The following is a 15,079-nucleotide window of genomic DNA, read 5'->3' on the forward strand; positions in this document are numbered from 1 at the left end:
TCAGCGGCCGCCGCGGGCGATCCAGGCCTCGACCTCGTCGGCGGTCCGAGGGATCGCCGCCGACAGGTTCACGGGCCCGTCCGCGGTCATCAGGATGTCGTCCTCGATCCGCACGCCGATGCCGCGGTACTCCTCCGGCACCGTGAGGTCGTCGATCTGGAAGTAGAGGCCCGGTTCGATCGTGAAGACCATGCCGGGCTCGAGGAACCCGTCGTAGTACATGTCGCGGCGTGCCTGCGCGCAGTCGTGGACGTCGATCCCGAGGTGGTGGCTCGTGCCGTGGACCATGTAGCGGCGGTGGTGGCCGCCCTGGTCGGCATCGAGCGCCTCGGACGCGCTGACCGGCAGGAGTCCCCATTCGGCGACCCGCGTGGCGATCACCTCCATCGCCGCCTCATGGATGGTGCGGAAGCGGACTCCGGGCTTCGCGGCGGCGAACGCCGCGTCGGCGGCCTCGCGCACGGTCTCGTACACGCGACGCTGCACCTCGGTGAACCGGCCGCTCACCGGAAGGGTCCGCGTGATGTCGGCGGTGTACAGGCTGTCGAGCTCGACACCCGCATCGATGAGGATCAGGTCTCCCGGGACCACCGCGCCGTCGTTGCGCGTCCAGTGCAGGTAGCACGCATGCGGTCCGGAGGCGGCGATGGTGTCGTAGCCGACCGCGTTGCCGTCGCTGCGGGCCCGCCGGTGGAACACCCCCTCGACGACGCGCTCGCCGCGAGGGTGGGCGACGATCGCGGGCAGGTCCGCGACGATGTCGTCGAAGCCGTCGGCGGTCACCCGTACCGCCAGCTCCATCTGGCCGATCTCGTACGAGTCCTTCACGAGGCGCAGCTCCGAGACGAAGCGCGTGAGCTCCGCGTCCTCACCGAGCACCACGTCGCCGTCGCGCTCCTCGAAGTCGTCGATGTGCGCCGTCGGCACACCCAGGTCGGCCGCTACCGCGGCCAGGGCAGGCCGCGGACCGATCCAGAACTCACCGATGGAGGCATCCGAGTAGAACTCGCTCGTGGAGCGATCGGCACGCTCACGGAAGAACAGCGTGACGTCGTGGCCGTCGCCGGAGCGGGGCTCGAACACCAGCACCGCGCCGGGCTCGGACTCGGATGCCCAGCCGGTCAGGTGGGAGAAGGCGGAGTGCGCGCGGAACGGGTAGTCGGTGTCGTTGCTGCGCTGCTTCAGCTCGCCCGCCGGGATGACCAGGCGCCGGCCGGGGAAGGCCGCCGAGACCGCGTCGCGCCGTGCTGCCGCGAAGGGTGCTTGGGCGCGCGGAGGTGCGGCCGACTCCGGGCGTTCGGCCCAGCCGGTGGAGATGGTGTCGAGGAAGCCCTGCCCGAACGGCTGACGTCGGTTGGTGCTCGTCGAGGGCTGCGTGCGGGTGTCGGCGGTCGCCGTCTCCTCGGTGCTCGTGGCTCCGGTCGACGTCTCGTGGGCTGCGCTGCTCATGCATCCAGTCTCGCACGGGCGTGCCGCGCCGAGCGGGCTCAGCCGGCCGGCTCGTACTGCACGATGAGGGGGCGGTGGTCCGATCCCGAGCCGTCCAGGGCGCGCAGCACGATGGATCCCGAAGGGCGCCACTGCTCGGTGGCCATGATGTGGTCGATGGGTGCGCCGAGGATGGCCGGGACGTCGGTGGACCACGTGCCGAGCGCGCCGTTGCCGGTCTCCACGGCGGCGTCGCGGCAGTGACCGAGTGTGCCGCCGTCGATTCCCAGGCCCGACATGTGGTCGACGGTGGCGTTGAAGTCGCCTGCCATGATGACGTTCCCCTCGACGCACTGGTCGGCGAGCCACCGCAGGTCGTCCCGCCAGCTCTGCATGTAGCTCTGACGTGGGGCGACGGCGTGGGCGGCCACGACGATGGGACCCTGCCCCGACACCGGCATCGCGACGGCGCTCGGAACGGTCGAGGTGTTGCTGGTGCCGTCCCGTGACGACTCGATGACGGCGTAGTCGCCCATCTCGGGCGAGATGAGCAGCGTCGTGGAACCGGCGTCCCATTCCGTGGACGGGTCCTCGGCGTGGTGCGCCCACATCCGGTGCCCGAGATCGCGCATGGCGATGGCGACGCGCTCGCCGGTCTCGATGGTGGTCTCGGGGAGCGCGACGACATCGGCATCCATCGCCACCGCGATCTTCGCGATCGTCTCCGGCGCTGTCGCGGGCCCGGCGGTGTTCCAGGTCATGACGCGGATGCTGGCGTCGGTCTTCGCGGGGAGGGGATCCGTGCCGAGGCCGCCGCGTCCCGCGATGACGGCCAGGTTGGCCACGCCCGCCACGCCTGCGACGACCGCGAGGGAGAGCGCGAGTGCGCGGATCGGCCGCGCGATGGCGAGCAGCAGCGCGAGGACGGCCGCGGCGAGGAAGGCGAGTGCGAGGATGCCACGGAAGGACACGATCTGGGCGATCGGGAAGATCCTTTCGACGCGGAAGAACGCCGGCCACGTCAGCACCGCCGCGCCGATGGCGCACAGCACGGTGAGGAGGATCCCGAGCAGGCGAAGCACGACGGCGAGCCTATGCGAGCAGGCTGGGAGATCCGTCAGCGGGCGGGCGTGGCGCAGGACCTCGCTGCTCCGGTGGACGCCGGATGCCGCGCTACGCTCGGAGGATGCCGGGACCGCAGCGCTTCGAGGGGCCGAGCGACCTGCACCTGCACTCCGCGCACTCCGACGGCACGCAGCCTCCGGCCGAGGTGATGGCGGCGGCACACCGCCACGGGATCCGCACGGCGGCGCTGACCGACCACGACACGACGTCGGGGTGGGCCGAGGCGGCCGAGGCTGCGTCGTCGCTCGGCATGACCTTCGTTCCGGGCATGGAGCTGTCGGCGCGGCACGAATGGCGCAGCGTCCACGTGCTGGCCTACCTTCCCGACCCCGACGAGCCGGCCCTGCGCGCCGAGACCACCCGCATCCGGGCGTCCCGACTGGATCGTGCGCGTCTCATCGCCGACCGCATCGCGCGCGACTACGACCTGGTGTGGGACGACATCCTCGCCCAGACCACCGACGGCGCCACGGTGGGACGCCCCCACATCGCCGACGCGCTCGTGGCGCGCGGCTTCGTGCGCGATCGCGCGGAGGCCTTCTCCGGCATCCTCAGCCCGCGCGGGGACTACTACGTCGCCCTGTACGCGCCCGACCCCGTCACCGCGGTCGGGCTCGTCTCCGGCGCCGGAGGCGTGCCGATCATCGCCCACCCCGCCGGGCGAGCCGGTCTCCTGCCGATGCGGCTGATCGAGCGGATGCTGGATGCCGGCCTGGCCGGATTCGAGCTCGGGCATCGCGAGAACCGGGAACCGGCGCTGGGCACCCTTCGAGCGCTGTGCCGCGAGCGCGACCTCATCGTCACCGGATCCAGCGACTACCACGGGCTCGGCAAGCCCAACACCCCCGGGGAGAACACCACGACGGATGACATGGTCGCCCGCGTCGTGGCCCGCGCGACGGGAAGCGCCCCCGTTCACCCCTGAGAGCGAGCGAGGGCGCTGCCCGCCGGGTCAGCCCAGCGCCCGCGCTTTGAGCGCGTCGTACTCGGCCTGCGTGATCGTCCCGGCGTCCAGCAGCGCCTTGGCCTTGGCGATCTCGTCGGCGGGGCTCGCTGCCGAGCCGCCGGCGACCGACTTGATGTAAGCGTCCTGCGCCTTCTGGATCTCGCCCGCCTCCCGCGCGCTGCGTTCGGCCATGCCCTTGCCACGCGCGATCAGATAGACCAGCAGCGTGAGGAAAGGCACGAAGATCAGGAAGACGATCCACACCGCCTTGAGCCAGCCGTTGAGCTTGTGGTCGCGGAACAGGTCGCCGATCACGGCGAACAGCGCGAACAGGTAGACGACGAAGAAGAAGATCCAGAGGAACCACCAGATGATGTCCCAGAAGGATCCCCAAATCCCTGGTACTCGTACGCGGTGTTGACGGCATCGAGGAATCGCACGATACGCCTTTCTTGAATGCGAGGTCACGACGGATATCCGCCGTGTGCGCTCACACTAGCGCCGTGCTCGTCCCGTCCGCCGTCGACACGGCGGACGGTGCGCGTCAGGCGCCGACCGGCGCACCGCCCGCCGGCGTGGCGCCGCCGCGCCGACGGCGCCGCCGACGGGCCGGCGCGGGCTTGCCGTCGTGGTGCTCCTTGCCGCCGCCGTCGTGCGTGCCGCCGCCGTCGGACGAGCGGTCCGCGGTGCCGTTCGGCGCCCCGTGCTCGTGCGCCGCCTTCGCTCCGCCCTCGGCGGTCTCGAACGTCGAGCCCACCCGCTCGCCCTGGCCCCGCCGGCGCCGGCGCCGGCGGGTGGGTCCCTGGCCGTTCGCCTCGACCTCGGCGGCGGCATCCGTCGCCCGCTCGGGCTGCACCCGCACGGCCTGCGTCCGGGGAGCCGTCGCGATGCGGCCCTTCGTCCCGGCCGGAATGTCGAGGTCGGCGAACAGGTGCGGGCTCGACGAGTACGTCTCGACCGGCTCGGGCTGGCCGAATTCGAGCGCGCGGTTGATGAGGGCCCACTTGTGCAGGTCCTCCCAGTCCACGAAGGTCACCGCGATGCCGGTCTTGCCGGCGCGGCCGGTGCGGCCGGCACGGTGGAGATACGTCTTCTCGTCGTCGGGGATGGTGTGGTTGATGACGTGGGTGACGTCGTCGACGTCGATGCCGCGCGCGGCCACGTCGGTGGCGATGAGCACGTCCTTCTTGCCGGCCTTGAAGCCGGCCATCGAGCGCTCGCGCGCCTCCTGGCTCATGTCGCCGTGCACCGCGCCGGCGTTGAAGCCCCGGTCGTTGAGCTCGTCGACGAGCCGCTGCGCGGCACGCTTGGTGCGCGTGAAGATGACGGTCTTGCCCCGGCCGTCGGCCTGCAGGATGCGCGCGATCACCTCGTCCTTGTCGAGCGAGTGCGCGCGGTAGACCAGGTGGCGGATGTTCGCCTGGGTGAGGCCCTCGTCGGGGTCGGTCGCCCGGATGTGGATGGGGTTGGACATGAACCTGCGCGCGAGTGCGACGATCGGCCCGGGCATGGTCGCCGAGAAGAGCTGGGTGTGACGCACGGCCGGCACCTTGGAGAAGATCTTCTCGATGTCGGGGAGGAACCCGAGGTCGAGCATCTTGTCCGCCTCGTCCAGGACCACCTCTGTCGCGTTCGACAGGTCGAGCAGGCGCTGGTTGTTGAGGTCGATGAGACGGCCGGGCGTGCCCACGACGATCTGGGCGCCGGCCTTGAGCTGATCGATCTGGCCCTCGTACGCCTTGCCGCCGTAGATCGCCACGACGCTGGTCGAGCGGTTGGACGTCAGCATGTCCATGTCCTCGTAGACCTGCACGCACAGCTCGCGGGTGGGGACGACGATGAGCGCCTTCACGCCGTGCGAGGGGTCCAGTCCGAGACGCTGGACGACCGGGATGCCGAAGCCGAAGGTCTTGCCGGTGCCCGTCTTGGCCTGCCCGATGATGTCCTGACCGGGCAGGCCCAGCGGGATGGTCTGCTCCTGGATGGGGAACGCGTCGGTGATGCCGCGCGCCGAGAGGGCCTCGATGATGTCCTGATCGACGCCGAGGTCGGCGAAGGTCGTCACGATGGGTGCCTGTCCGGCAGTGGGATGCTGCCTGGGTTGATGTCGCCCGGGCGCGTGTTCCGGCCTCGTCGAGGTCGCCGCGCGGGCGGAAGTGCGATCCACGCCCTTCTTTCCCACAGGCGCGGGCGCCCCGATCCGACGCCGGGGCCGACACCCACGATACCCGAGGAGCCTCTCGCGGACACTTCCGGGCGCGCGCCCTCGTAGGCTTTCGTTCATGGTGAAGTGGTTCTGGGAGCGCCGGGACACCGGGCGCAAGCTTCAGTTGCGCTCGCGTGACGAGCTCAGCGGCGCCAATCGCGTCGACTTCGAGGAGCTGGCGCCCGACATCGACACCTTCCTCGGTCAGGCGGCGTACCTGCAGCTCGGCTTCTTCGAGACGCTGACCGAGCAGATCCAGACCATCCCCGAGCTCGCCGAGAAGGAGGCGGTCTCGCGCGCCGCCGGAGCCGCGCTGACCAAGCACGAGGCGCTCGTCGCGCTCATCAGGGAGCGTGGCGACGATCCGACGGAGATCATGCGCCCCTTCCGCGAGCCGCTGGACGCCTTCCGCGCCGCGACGCACGGGGTGCGTACGCCGGAGACGCTGCTGTCGGTGCACATCACCGCCGGCCTCCTGGACGACTTCTACCTGGCGCTGTCCGCGAGCTACGGCGACACCGGCGACCGTGTGGCCCGCGTCCTGCTGGCGGACTCCGATCGCCAGGCGATCGTCGAGCTGATCGCCGATACCATCGCCAGCGACCCCGAGTGGCGATCGCTGCTGGCGTTGTGGGGGCGCCGGCTGGTCGGCGACACGCTCCTCATCGCGCGCGCGGCCCTGCGTCCCACCGAGTTCGGCCGCGCCGATCAGCAGAAGGTCGAGCCGGTGTTCACCGAGCTGATGGCGGCGCACTCGCGGCGCATGGACGCCATGGGGCTGGCCGCCTGAGTCGGCGGTCAGCCGATCCCGAGACGCGCCTTCTCGCGCGCGTCATGGCCCACGCGGGCACGTGAGACGAAAATCACGACCGGATACGTCACGACGACGGGCACCACCAGCGCCGCCAGCCACGGCCACACGGTGTCGATGCCGACGCCCAGCCAGGTGAGGATCGACCAGGCCGCCCCCGCCGACACCGCGCCGATCATGGGCGCGAGCACGGCGCCGCGGGTGAGCCGCTGGTGCAGCTGGAAGTGGATGCCGGTGCCGATGACCGCACCGAGGATGAAGGCGATGAGGATCTGCACGGCAGGGCCCCGGATCAGGCGACGAAGCCGACGCGGCGCGACTCCTCGGAGCCGAGTTCGACGTAGGCCAGGCCCGCGGTGGGGACGATGTACGAGTTGCCCTTCGCATCCGCGAACGTCACATGCGTGGCCCCGGCGTCCAGCGCCGCGGCGACGGACTTCTTGACGTCGGCCGCCGGCTCGTTCGTCTCGAAGTTGAGCTCGCGGCCGGTGTTCGCGATGCCGATGCGGATCTCCACGTGACTGACCTCCTGCGCGGGGCTCAGGGCTCCCCGGGCGCATGGCAACTCTACGACAACACTGCGAGGCATCCGGTCGTCGCCGAAACGCTCTGGGCGAACGGTCGGATGTCGGTCGCGCGGGTTACCGTCGAGGCATGGGTACCGAACGCGGTGAGCGCGCGCCGCTCGCCTTCGACGCGCAGCAGCGTGCCGTGATCGCGCTGCCCGGGACCGCCTCCGGCGTCGTGGTGGGCGCGCCGGGAACCGGCAAGTCGGCGACGCTCGTCGCCCGCGTGGCGGCTCTGGTCGACGCGGGCGCCGATCCCGACACACTGCTCGTCCTCACGCCGTCGCGCCAGACGGCGACGTCGCTGCGCGATCGCCTCGGGCTGGCCGTGCAGGTCGCCACGAGCGGACCGCTGGCGCGATCGGTCGCCTCCTACGCCTTCCACCTCGTCCGCGCGCACGCGGTGGCGGTCGACGCCGAGCCGCCGCAACTTCTCACGGGTGGCGACGAGGACCAGATCATCCGCGACCTCCTCGAGGGCGACGACGAGGACGAGGCCGCCGGGGTGCTGCGCTGGCCCGACTGGCTGGGGCCGGCGATCCGCAATACGGCCGGGTTCCGCACCGAAGTGCGAACGTTCCTCGCCGAGTGCACGACTCTCGGAATCGACCCGCGGCGCCTGCGCGACCTGGGTGAGCGGCACGAGCTGCCGGCGTGGGTGGCGCTGTCGTCCTTCTACGCCGAGTACCTGCAGGTGCGCGACGGCATGCGCGGCGCCCATCGCGATGCCGCCGGGCTGGTGCGCGAGGCGGTCGGGCTGCTGCGCACGTCACCTGCGGGAGCGCCCGCCCTCGACCGGGCGCGGGTGGTGCTCGTCGACGACGCGCAGGAGCTGACCCTCGGCGCCGTCGAGATGCTCGAGGCGATACGCGCGCGCGGCGCGGCGGTGCTCGCCTTCGGAGACCCCGACGTCGGCTCGGGGTCGTTCCGAGGCGCCACGCCCGAGAACTTCGCCCGCCTCGCCGGCTCCCTGGGTGCGGTCCATGTGCTCTCGGAGGGACACCGGGGCACCGCCTGGCAGCGTGCGCTCGTCGACGGCGTGACGGCGAGGATCGGGGCGGTCGGGGTCGTCGCGCACCGGCGGGCGGCGGTCGATGCCGTGCCGGACGGCTCGGTGCGGACGCTGACGCTGCGGTCGGCGGCCGAGGAGTACGACGCGATCGCCCGCGTGCTGCGCGAACGGCACGTGCACGACGGCGTGCCGTGGCACGCGTGCGCGGTGATCGCGCACGACACCCGCCAGGTCGCCGCACTCGAGGCGGAGCTGTCCGCGCGCGAGGTGCCCGCGCGTGCGGGTGGACCGGGGCGCGCGCTCGGCGCTGTCCGGCCGGTCGCCGACCTGCTGCGGCTGATCGAGCTGGCGGCGCAGGACGACTGGACGTTCGAGGACGTCTCCGGCGCGCTGGTGGGGACCTATGGGCGTCTGGACGTGATCGAGCTGCGACGGCTGCGGTCGGCACTGCGGCATGCCGAGCTGCGCCGGGCGGCCGATCCGCCGGACGAAGCGATCCGCGAACCCGAGCGATCGGGCCGCGATCTGGTCCTCTCCGCGATGCGCCGGCCGATCGAGTTCGACGTGCTCGATACCCGCGAAGCGCGCCGCGCGGCCACGCTCGCGCGCACGATCGCAGTGCTGCGCACCGACCTCGATCGCGGGGCGACCGCGCACGAGCTGCTGTGGACGGCGTGGGAGCGCAGCGGTCTGCAGCGCGCCTGGTCAGAGCTCGCCCGCGGGAACGGTCCGCTCGCGGAGCAGGCGAACCGCGACCTCGACGCGCTCGTGGCGCTCTTCCAGGCGGCCAAGCGCTTCGTCGAGCGGTCGCTGGATGCCGATCCCCGCGTGTTCGTGCGCTCCATCCTCGACAGCGGCGTGGCGGAGGACCGGCTCGAGGCGCCCCCGCGCACCGACAGCGTCCGCGTCATGACACCGGCCGGCGCCCTCGGCCTCGAGTTCGACACCGTCGTCGTCGCCGGCGTCCAGGACGCGGTGTGGCCCAACACCCGCCTGCGCGGCGGCCTGCTCGACACGTGGCGGCTGGCCGATGCCGCACGCCGTGGCGACGACGAGCCCGACGGGATCTTCGACCGGCGCCGGGCCGCGATGCACGACGAGCTGCGGCTGCTGGCCCGGGCGCTGTCGCGCGCGACGGCGCGCACGATCGTCACGGCCGTCGACGACGACGACACCGGGCCGAGCGTGTTCTTCGAGCTCCTGCCCGATCCCGAATCGCTCGACCTGGATCATCCGGTGTCGCTGCGCGGGCTGGTCGCTCGCCACCGCCGCACCCTCACCACCGCGGGCATGCGGGGTCTGGCCCCGGCACCGGAAGCAGTGCCGGCCGTCGGTTCGGTGGCGCGGGCAGCGGAGCAGCTGGCGCTGCTGGCCGACGCCGGCGTCCCGGGGGCGGCACCCGCCGACTGGTACGGCATCGCGCCGCCCACCTCGACGGGTGCCCTGCGCGATCTCACCCGCGAGGACGTCCGGGTTTCTCCGTCGCGGCTGCACGCGCTGGAGGAGTGCGCCCTCAACTGGGTCATCGGCGACCTGGGAGGCGACCCGGGCAGCACGACGGCGGGACTCGGCACCATCATCCACGCGGCGCTCGAGCAGGCGGCCGGCACCGACGAGGCGTCGCTGTGGGCCGAGGTCGAGTCGCGGTGGGGCGAGCTGACCTTCGAGGCTCCGTGGCGTGACCGGGCGGAGCAGGCGCGGGCGCGCGATCTGGTGAGGCGGCTGCATCTGTACCTGCGGCGCTTCGAGGATGCCGGGGGCACCCTCATCGGCGCCGAGCCGCATTTCGAGGTCGACATCCCGCTCGCCGACGCTCCGCGCCCGCTCGGCGGCGAGCCGCATCGCGTGATCCTGTCGGGCTACATCGACCGGGTGGAGCTCACGCCCGAAGGAAGCGTGGTCATCGTGGATCTCAAGACCGGAAAACGTGAGCCGCAGACCGACCCCAAAGTGCTCGACAACCCGCAGCTGGCGGCGTACCAGCTCGCGTACGAGGCGGGGGCGATCCCCGCCGCGAGCGGGTACGCGCCGGGCGGTGCCAAGCTGCTCGTGCTGCGGCCGACGGCCGCGAAGGCGGATTACGCGACACCGTGGCAGCCGCCGTTCGACGACGAGCGGCGCGAGGCGTTCCTCGCGCGCATCCGCACGGCGGTCGAGATCATGCGCGGCGAGTCGTTCACCGCGCCGTACGAGGAGCACTGCCGTGATGAGCACGCGTACGGCCTCTGCCGCATCCATACGATCGGCGCGGTGAGCGCGTCGTGACCATCCTCGACCCGCAGGCCGCGACGCCCGCCGCCGCACCCGGCCCTGCTCCGGCGACCCGGCTGCCGGCGCGCGTCATCGCGGCCGCCCTCGGCCAGTTCCCGCCCACCGATGAGCAGACCGCGGTGATCGAGGCGCCGCTGGCCCCGGCGCTGGTCGTCGCGGGCGCGGGCAGCGGCAAGACCGAGACGATGGCTGCGCGCGTGGTCTGGCTCGTCGCGAACGGCGTGGTGCGGCGCGATGAGGTACTCGGGCTCACCTTCACGCGCAAGGCCGCGGGGGAGCTGGCCGAGCGGATCCAGAAGCGGCTCGCGCGCCTGGCCGAGTTCGAGAGGCGCGGGCTGGTCCCCGCTCTCCCGGAGCTCGCCGCGGCCGGGCGCCTGGATATCCTCGGCGAGCTGGAGCGATCCGGCGCTGCGGGCGCCCGCGCCACTGCCGAACGACACCGCGTGCTCGATGACCTCGCCCGGTCCGTCGGCGCCGTGCCCCAGGCGTCCGCCGACGACGCGCTGCTGCACCGTCCGACCGTCGCGACGTACAACAGCTTCGCCGATCAGATCGTGCGCGAGCACGCGCTGCGGATCGGGCGGGATGCCGAGTCGGCCGTGCTCTCCGAGTCCGCGGCCTGGCTGCTCATGCGCCGGGTCGTGTTCGCCTCCGACGATCCCCGCCTCGAGGAGCGGGGTGAGGCGGTGCGCACGATCGTCGACGCGGCGCTGCGCATCGCGCGCGACGGCGTCGACAACCTCGTCGACTTCGACGAACTCGCCGCGTTCCCCGAGCGATTCCAGGTCGTGCGAGACCTTCCGTCGACGAACAAGCGCACGACCGTGTACGCGGATGTGCTCGAGGCGATCGAGAAGGTCGGCGGGCTCTCGATGCTCGCCGACCTCGCGCGCGAGTACGCCGCCGAGAAGCGCCGCCTGGGGGTGATCGACTTCTCGGATCAGGTGGCCGGTGCGCTCGAGGTGGTGGCCGGCCACCACGCCGTGGTCGACGAGCTGCGCGGTCGCTACCGCGTGGTGCTGCTGGACGAGTACCAGGACACGTCCGTGCTGCAGACCGACCTGCTGGCCGCGCTCTTCGCCGGCACCGGTGTGATGGCCGTCGGCGACCCGCATCAGGCTATCTACGGGTGGCGCGGCGCGAGCGCCGGCAACCTCGGCGGCTTTCCGGCTGCCTTCTCGCCGGACGCCCCGTGCGCCCGGTTCTCGCTGCTGACGAGCTGGCGCAACAGCGCGTCGGTGCTGACGGCGGCCAACGCCGTGCTCGCGCCGCTTGCGGCGTCGGCGTCGGTTCCCGTCCAGGAGCTGCGCGCACGCCCCGGAGCGCCCGGCGGACTGGTCGAGCTGGCTTTCGACAGCGATCTCGACAGCGAGGCCGACCGGGTGGCGGACTGGTTCGCGCGCGTGCGCGCCGAGCGCGCGCAGACCGGTCTCGGCACGACCGGGGCGATCCTGTTCCGGAGCAAGAAGCACATGGTGCGGTTCGGCGACGCTCTCGGCAGGCGCGGGATCCCGCACCGCATCCTGGGACTCGGCGGGCTGCTGTCCACCCCGGAGGTGGTCGACGTCGTGTGCGCATTGCGGGTGATCAGCGATCCCTCGGCCGGCTCCGCGCTCATCCGGCTCCTCTCCGGCCCGCGCTGGTCGATCGGGCTGCCCGACCTCCGGGAGCTGGCGGCGCTCGCCCGCCGGCTGGCGCGGCACGACGCCGCGCTGCGCCCGCTCGCGCCCGACGTGGTCGAACGCATCCGCGGCAGCGCCGGCGACGACGACGGCTCCCTTGTGGACGCGCTGGACTTCGTGCTGCGGCAGAAGCCCGACCACGGCTGGCTCGCCGGCTTCACCGCCGGTGCGCGGCAGCGGCTGCGGGAGGCGGCATCCGTCTTCGCCGGGCTCCGCCAGGCGAGCGGCATGCCGATCCCCGAGCTGGTGCGACTGATCGAGCTGGAGCTGCGGCTCGACATCGAACTCGCGGCGAACGAGTCGCGAGGTCCCGCTCGCGTCGCCTCGGCACAGCTCAGGGCCTTCGTGGACGAGGTCCACGCCTTCGTCGCCGCCGACGAGACAGGGTCGCTGTCGAGCCTGCTCGCGTGGCTCGACCACGCCGAGCAGCTGGACGAGTTCGCTCCGCGCACGGAGCCGCCCGAGGACGACGTGGTGCAGCTGCTGACGATCCACGGCTCGAAGGGCCTCGAGTGGGACGCCGTCGCCGTCGTCCGCATGGTGAAGGACGAGCTGCCCAGCGCGCCCCGCGACACCAGGGCGTGGCTCGGCTTCGGCGTCCTGCCGTTCGCGTTCCGCGGCGACTCTGCCTGGCTCCCCGAGCTCGCGTGGCGCTCTGCGCAGACCCAGCAGGAGCTGAAGGCGGCGATGGACGCGTTCGTCGAGGCCAACCGGGAGCGTCAGCTCGAGGAGGACCGTCGGCTGGCGTACGTCGCCGTCACTCGGGCGCGGGAGCACCTGCTGCTCACCGGAGCCACCTGGTCGGGAACCAAGCGTCCGCGCCAGCGGAGCACCTTCCTCACCGAGATCTCCGAGGCGCTGGGCGTGGCGCTTCCGGCCGACGAGCCCGGCGACGATCCCTACCAGGGTGAGCGCCGCGAGCTCCAGTGGCCGATCGACCCCCTCGGTGCGCGCCGGTCCGCCGTGGCGCAGGCGGCGGCAGCCGTCGAGGCGGCGGCTGCCGCACCGCGGGCGGCGCTCGAGCCGCAGGCAGCGCTTCTGCTGGCGGAGCGCGACGCCCGCCGCGCGCGTCCGACGCTCACCGCGCCCACCCGCATCGCGGCGTCGCGCTACAAGGACTATGCCGCCGACCTGGAGGGCACCCTCGCCGCCATCGCCCGCCCGATGCCCGAGCGACCCTTCCGCCAGACGCGGCTGGGCACGCTGTTCCACGCCTGGGTCGAGCAGCGGTCCGGTCGCGTCGGCCTCGGCGGCTCCATCGACGATGCGCTGTGGGAGACCGACGACGACGCGACCGGCACGGCGGCCGGCTCAGCGGACGCCGCAGCCCTCGACGCCCTGCGTGAGCGCTTCCTCGCTTCCGAATGGGCGGCGCTGCAGCCGATCGAGGTCGAGACCGAGATCGACTTCACGACCGTCGGGCCGGACGGTCTCCCGCACATCGTCATCTGCAAGCTCGACGCCGTCTACCGGCGGAAGGATCGCGGTGGCCGCCTCGAGATCGTCGACTGGAAGACCGGCGCGGCACCGCGCACCCCCGCCGAGAAGGACGAGCGGATGCTGCAGCTCGAGCTGTACCGGCAGGCCTACCATGCCAAGCACGGCGTCCCGCTCGACGAGATCGACGTCGCTCTCTTCTACGTCGCCGAAGGCATCATCCTGCGCGGATGACGCCGTCGGGCAGGTGCGACGCCATGGGACCGCTCCGTCACTCGGACAGCCAGCGGCGCAGCGCCGCCTCGGAGGCGCGCTCCGCCTCGGCCGCGGCATCCGATCCCTCCGCCGATCCGGGCTCTGAGTGGTCGGCCGCAGCGGCCGGGACGGGGAGCTGGATCGGTGCCGTCGACACGTCGTCGCGCGCGGAGCGCGGAAGGTCGGCGTCGTCCACGTCGACGTCGTCGGTGACCCACTGGGCGAGCTCCTCGGGATCGTAGGCGTCGGTGTGCATCGAGGTGTCGACCGTCGGCGCGGAGGCTTCGGGGATGCGGTCGAGCATCGCGATCGCGTCGTCCACTCCCAGCCGTTCGGCCGGGACGAAGTCGTCGGTCGCGACGCCGCCGGCGAGCGACTCGAGCAGGTCGACCGCGTCGGCGACGATGTCCTCACGGCCCTCGTCGTGGCCGTGCACCAGCCACTTGGCGAACTCGAGCTCGGCGTAGAGGCGGGCCCGCTCCCGTGTGCGGGCATCCGGCGCGCGATCGCTGGCGGCGACGTACGCCGCGTACACGTCGTCCGCCGCGTCCGGCGCCGAGGCGAGCCACTGCAGGTCGGTCGCGGGGTCGCCGATCGACAGCCCGTGCCAGTCCAGCAGACCCGTGACGGTGGGCACGCCGTCGAGGTCCTCGAACAGGAACGACGCGGCGCCCGCACCGCCGAGCACCACGGTCGACTCGAAGCGCCAGAGCTCGTCGGCGTCGACGGCGCGGTGCCACCGCGCGGCGAGGCTCACCGGCAGACGGCGCGTCGCCGTCGCGCGGTCGATGAGGCGTCCGGCGTCCGCCCGCACCTGCTGCGGCGTGCGCGCGGGCAGGCCCTCGGTCCTCACGACGGAGTGGGGAAGTGCATGAAGAGCGGCCAGCGCCGCCCCGAGTGAGGTCGCCGCGCCGCGACCCGGAGGCAGGTGGACCGCGTCGACGCGATACCCGGGCAGGAAGTCCACGACCACCACCCGGCTGCCGCCGAGACCGGCCTCACCCAGCAGCTGGGGCGCCCGGAACGGAAGCAGTCCGCGCACCCCCGGAGTGAGGGCCCGCAGCGCCCGTGCTTCCGCCGCCAGCTCCTCGGCGGCCGAGGCGGCGGCGGGAACCCGGACGACGACGCGGCGGCCGTCTTCGAGGTCCGCCACGGCCGTGTCGTAGCGACCGGTCGAGCCCTCCGTGAGGGCCCCGACTCCCACGACCCCGACCCGCGGCAGAGCCGACGTGACGGACGCGGCTAGAGTGAGGGGAGAGCGTGCCATGTGCCCAGGGTAGGTCGGTCGCGCTCGTCCGTCCCCGCGCCACGCCCGGCCCAGATCGACGAAGCGGAGCCTG

The 15,079-nt window shown here is 72.6% G+C and carries 11 protein-coding genes; 4 read left to right on the plus strand and 7 right to left on the minus strand.

The genetic code is table 11. The features are described from left to right. Together IR212_RS05970 and IR212_RS05975 are read right to left on the minus strand one after the other, a co-directional pair. A complete protein-coding gene (locus IR212_RS05970; protein WP_194398032.1) occupies nt 1–1,449 on the minus strand; it encodes an aminopeptidase P family protein in 1,449 nt (482 codons plus the stop codon). Between the two features lie 38 nt (nt 1,450–1,487). Further along, nucleotides 1,488–2,510: an endonuclease/exonuclease/phosphatase family protein gene (locus tag IR212_RS05975; RefSeq protein WP_194398033.1), complete on the minus strand. Its 1,023-nt coding sequence runs from the start codon at nt 2,508–2,510 to the stop codon at nt 1,488–1,490. Between the two features lie 104 nt (nt 2,511–2,614). Here IR212_RS05975 and IR212_RS05980 point away from each other — a divergent pair, with 104 nt between their 5' ends. Continuing rightward, nucleotides 2,615–3,478, plus strand: coding sequence for a PHP domain-containing protein (locus tag IR212_RS05980; protein WP_194398034.1), 864 nt, complete (start codon nt 2,615–2,617; stop codon nt 3,476–3,478). Nucleotides 3,479–3,505: 27 nt separating this feature from the next. Here the strand turns inward: IR212_RS05980 and IR212_RS05985 are convergent, their stop codons facing one another. Both IR212_RS05985 and IR212_RS05990 read right to left on the minus strand, forming a co-directional pair. Beyond that, entirely contained in the window at nt 3,506–3,895 is a 390-nt protein-coding gene (locus tag IR212_RS05985; protein ID WP_194398555.1) for an SHOCT domain-containing protein, read from the minus strand. Nucleotides 3,896–4,043: 148 nt separating this feature from the next. Continuing rightward, nucleotides 4,044–5,564, minus strand: a complete 1,521-nt coding sequence (locus IR212_RS05990; RefSeq protein ID WP_194398035.1) for a DEAD/DEAH box helicase — start codon at nt 5,562–5,564, stop codon at nt 4,044–4,046. A 217-nt stretch (nt 5,565–5,781) separates the two neighbouring features. Between IR212_RS05990 and IR212_RS05995 the strand changes: the two genes are divergently transcribed. Then, nucleotides 5,782–6,495, plus strand: coding sequence for a ferritin-like fold-containing protein (locus tag IR212_RS05995; protein ID WP_194398036.1), 714 nt, complete (start codon nt 5,782–5,784; stop codon nt 6,493–6,495). 8 nt (nt 6,496–6,503) lie between these two features. Here IR212_RS05995 and IR212_RS06000 read toward each other — a convergent pair whose 3' ends face one another. Next, nucleotides 6,504–6,794 (minus strand): hypothetical protein, encoded by a 291-nt coding sequence (locus IR212_RS06000; protein ID WP_194398037.1) that lies wholly within the window; start codon nt 6,792–6,794, stop codon nt 6,504–6,506. A 14-nt stretch (nt 6,795–6,808) separates the two neighbouring features. Then, nucleotides 6,809–7,033: a DUF3107 domain-containing protein gene (locus IR212_RS06005; RefSeq protein ID WP_192634543.1), complete on the minus strand. Its 225-nt coding sequence runs from the start codon at nt 7,031–7,033 to the stop codon at nt 6,809–6,811. 137 nt (nt 7,034–7,170) lie between these two features. Between IR212_RS06005 and IR212_RS06010 the strand changes: the two genes are divergently transcribed. Further along, nucleotides 7,171–10,359 carry an ATP-dependent helicase gene (locus tag IR212_RS06010; protein ID WP_194398038.1) on the plus strand — a complete coding sequence of 1,063 codons (3,189 nt, stop codon included), beginning with the start codon at nt 7,171–7,173 and terminating at the stop codon, nt 10,357–10,359. Nucleotides 10,360–10,421: 62 nt separating this feature from the next. Next, complete coding sequence (locus tag IR212_RS06015; protein ID WP_194398556.1) at nt 10,422–13,718, plus strand: ATP-dependent DNA helicase; 3,297 nt, start codon at nt 10,422–10,424, stop codon at nt 13,716–13,718. 37 nt (nt 13,719–13,755) lie between these two features. Here the strand turns inward: IR212_RS06015 and IR212_RS06020 are convergent, their stop codons facing one another. Further along, a complete protein-coding gene (locus tag IR212_RS06020) occupies nt 13,756–15,006 on the minus strand; it encodes a phosphotransferase (RefSeq protein WP_194398039.1) in 1,251 nt (416 codons plus the stop codon). Between the last annotated feature and the right edge of the window lie 73 nt (nt 15,007–15,079).

Source organism: Microbacterium atlanticum (genome assembly GCF_015277815.1).
In the GTDB taxonomy this organism is placed as follows: Bacteria; Actinomycetota; Actinomycetes; order Actinomycetales; family Microbacteriaceae; genus Microbacterium; species Microbacterium atlanticum.

Bases quoted from the DNA above. Each gene is read 5' to 3' on its own strand.
- IR212_RS05970 (WP_194398032.1), bottom strand. From the start codon at position 1,449: ATGAGCAGCGCAGCCCACGAGACGTCGACCGGAGCCACGAGCACCGAG.
- IR212_RS06010 (WP_194398038.1), top strand. From the start codon at position 7,171: ATGGGTACCGAACGCGGTGAGCGCGCGCCGCTCGCCTTCGACGCGCAG.
- IR212_RS05995 (WP_194398036.1), top strand. From the start codon at position 5,782: ATGGTGAAGTGGTTCTGGGAGCGCCGGGACACCGGGCGCAAGCTTCAG.
- IR212_RS06020 (WP_194398039.1), bottom strand. From the start codon at position 15,006: ATGGCACGCTCTCCCCTCACTCTAGCCGCGTCCGTCACGTCGGCTCTG.
- IR212_RS05980 (WP_194398034.1), top strand. From the start codon at position 2,615: ATGCCGGGACCGCAGCGCTTCGAGGGGCCGAGCGACCTGCACCTGCAC.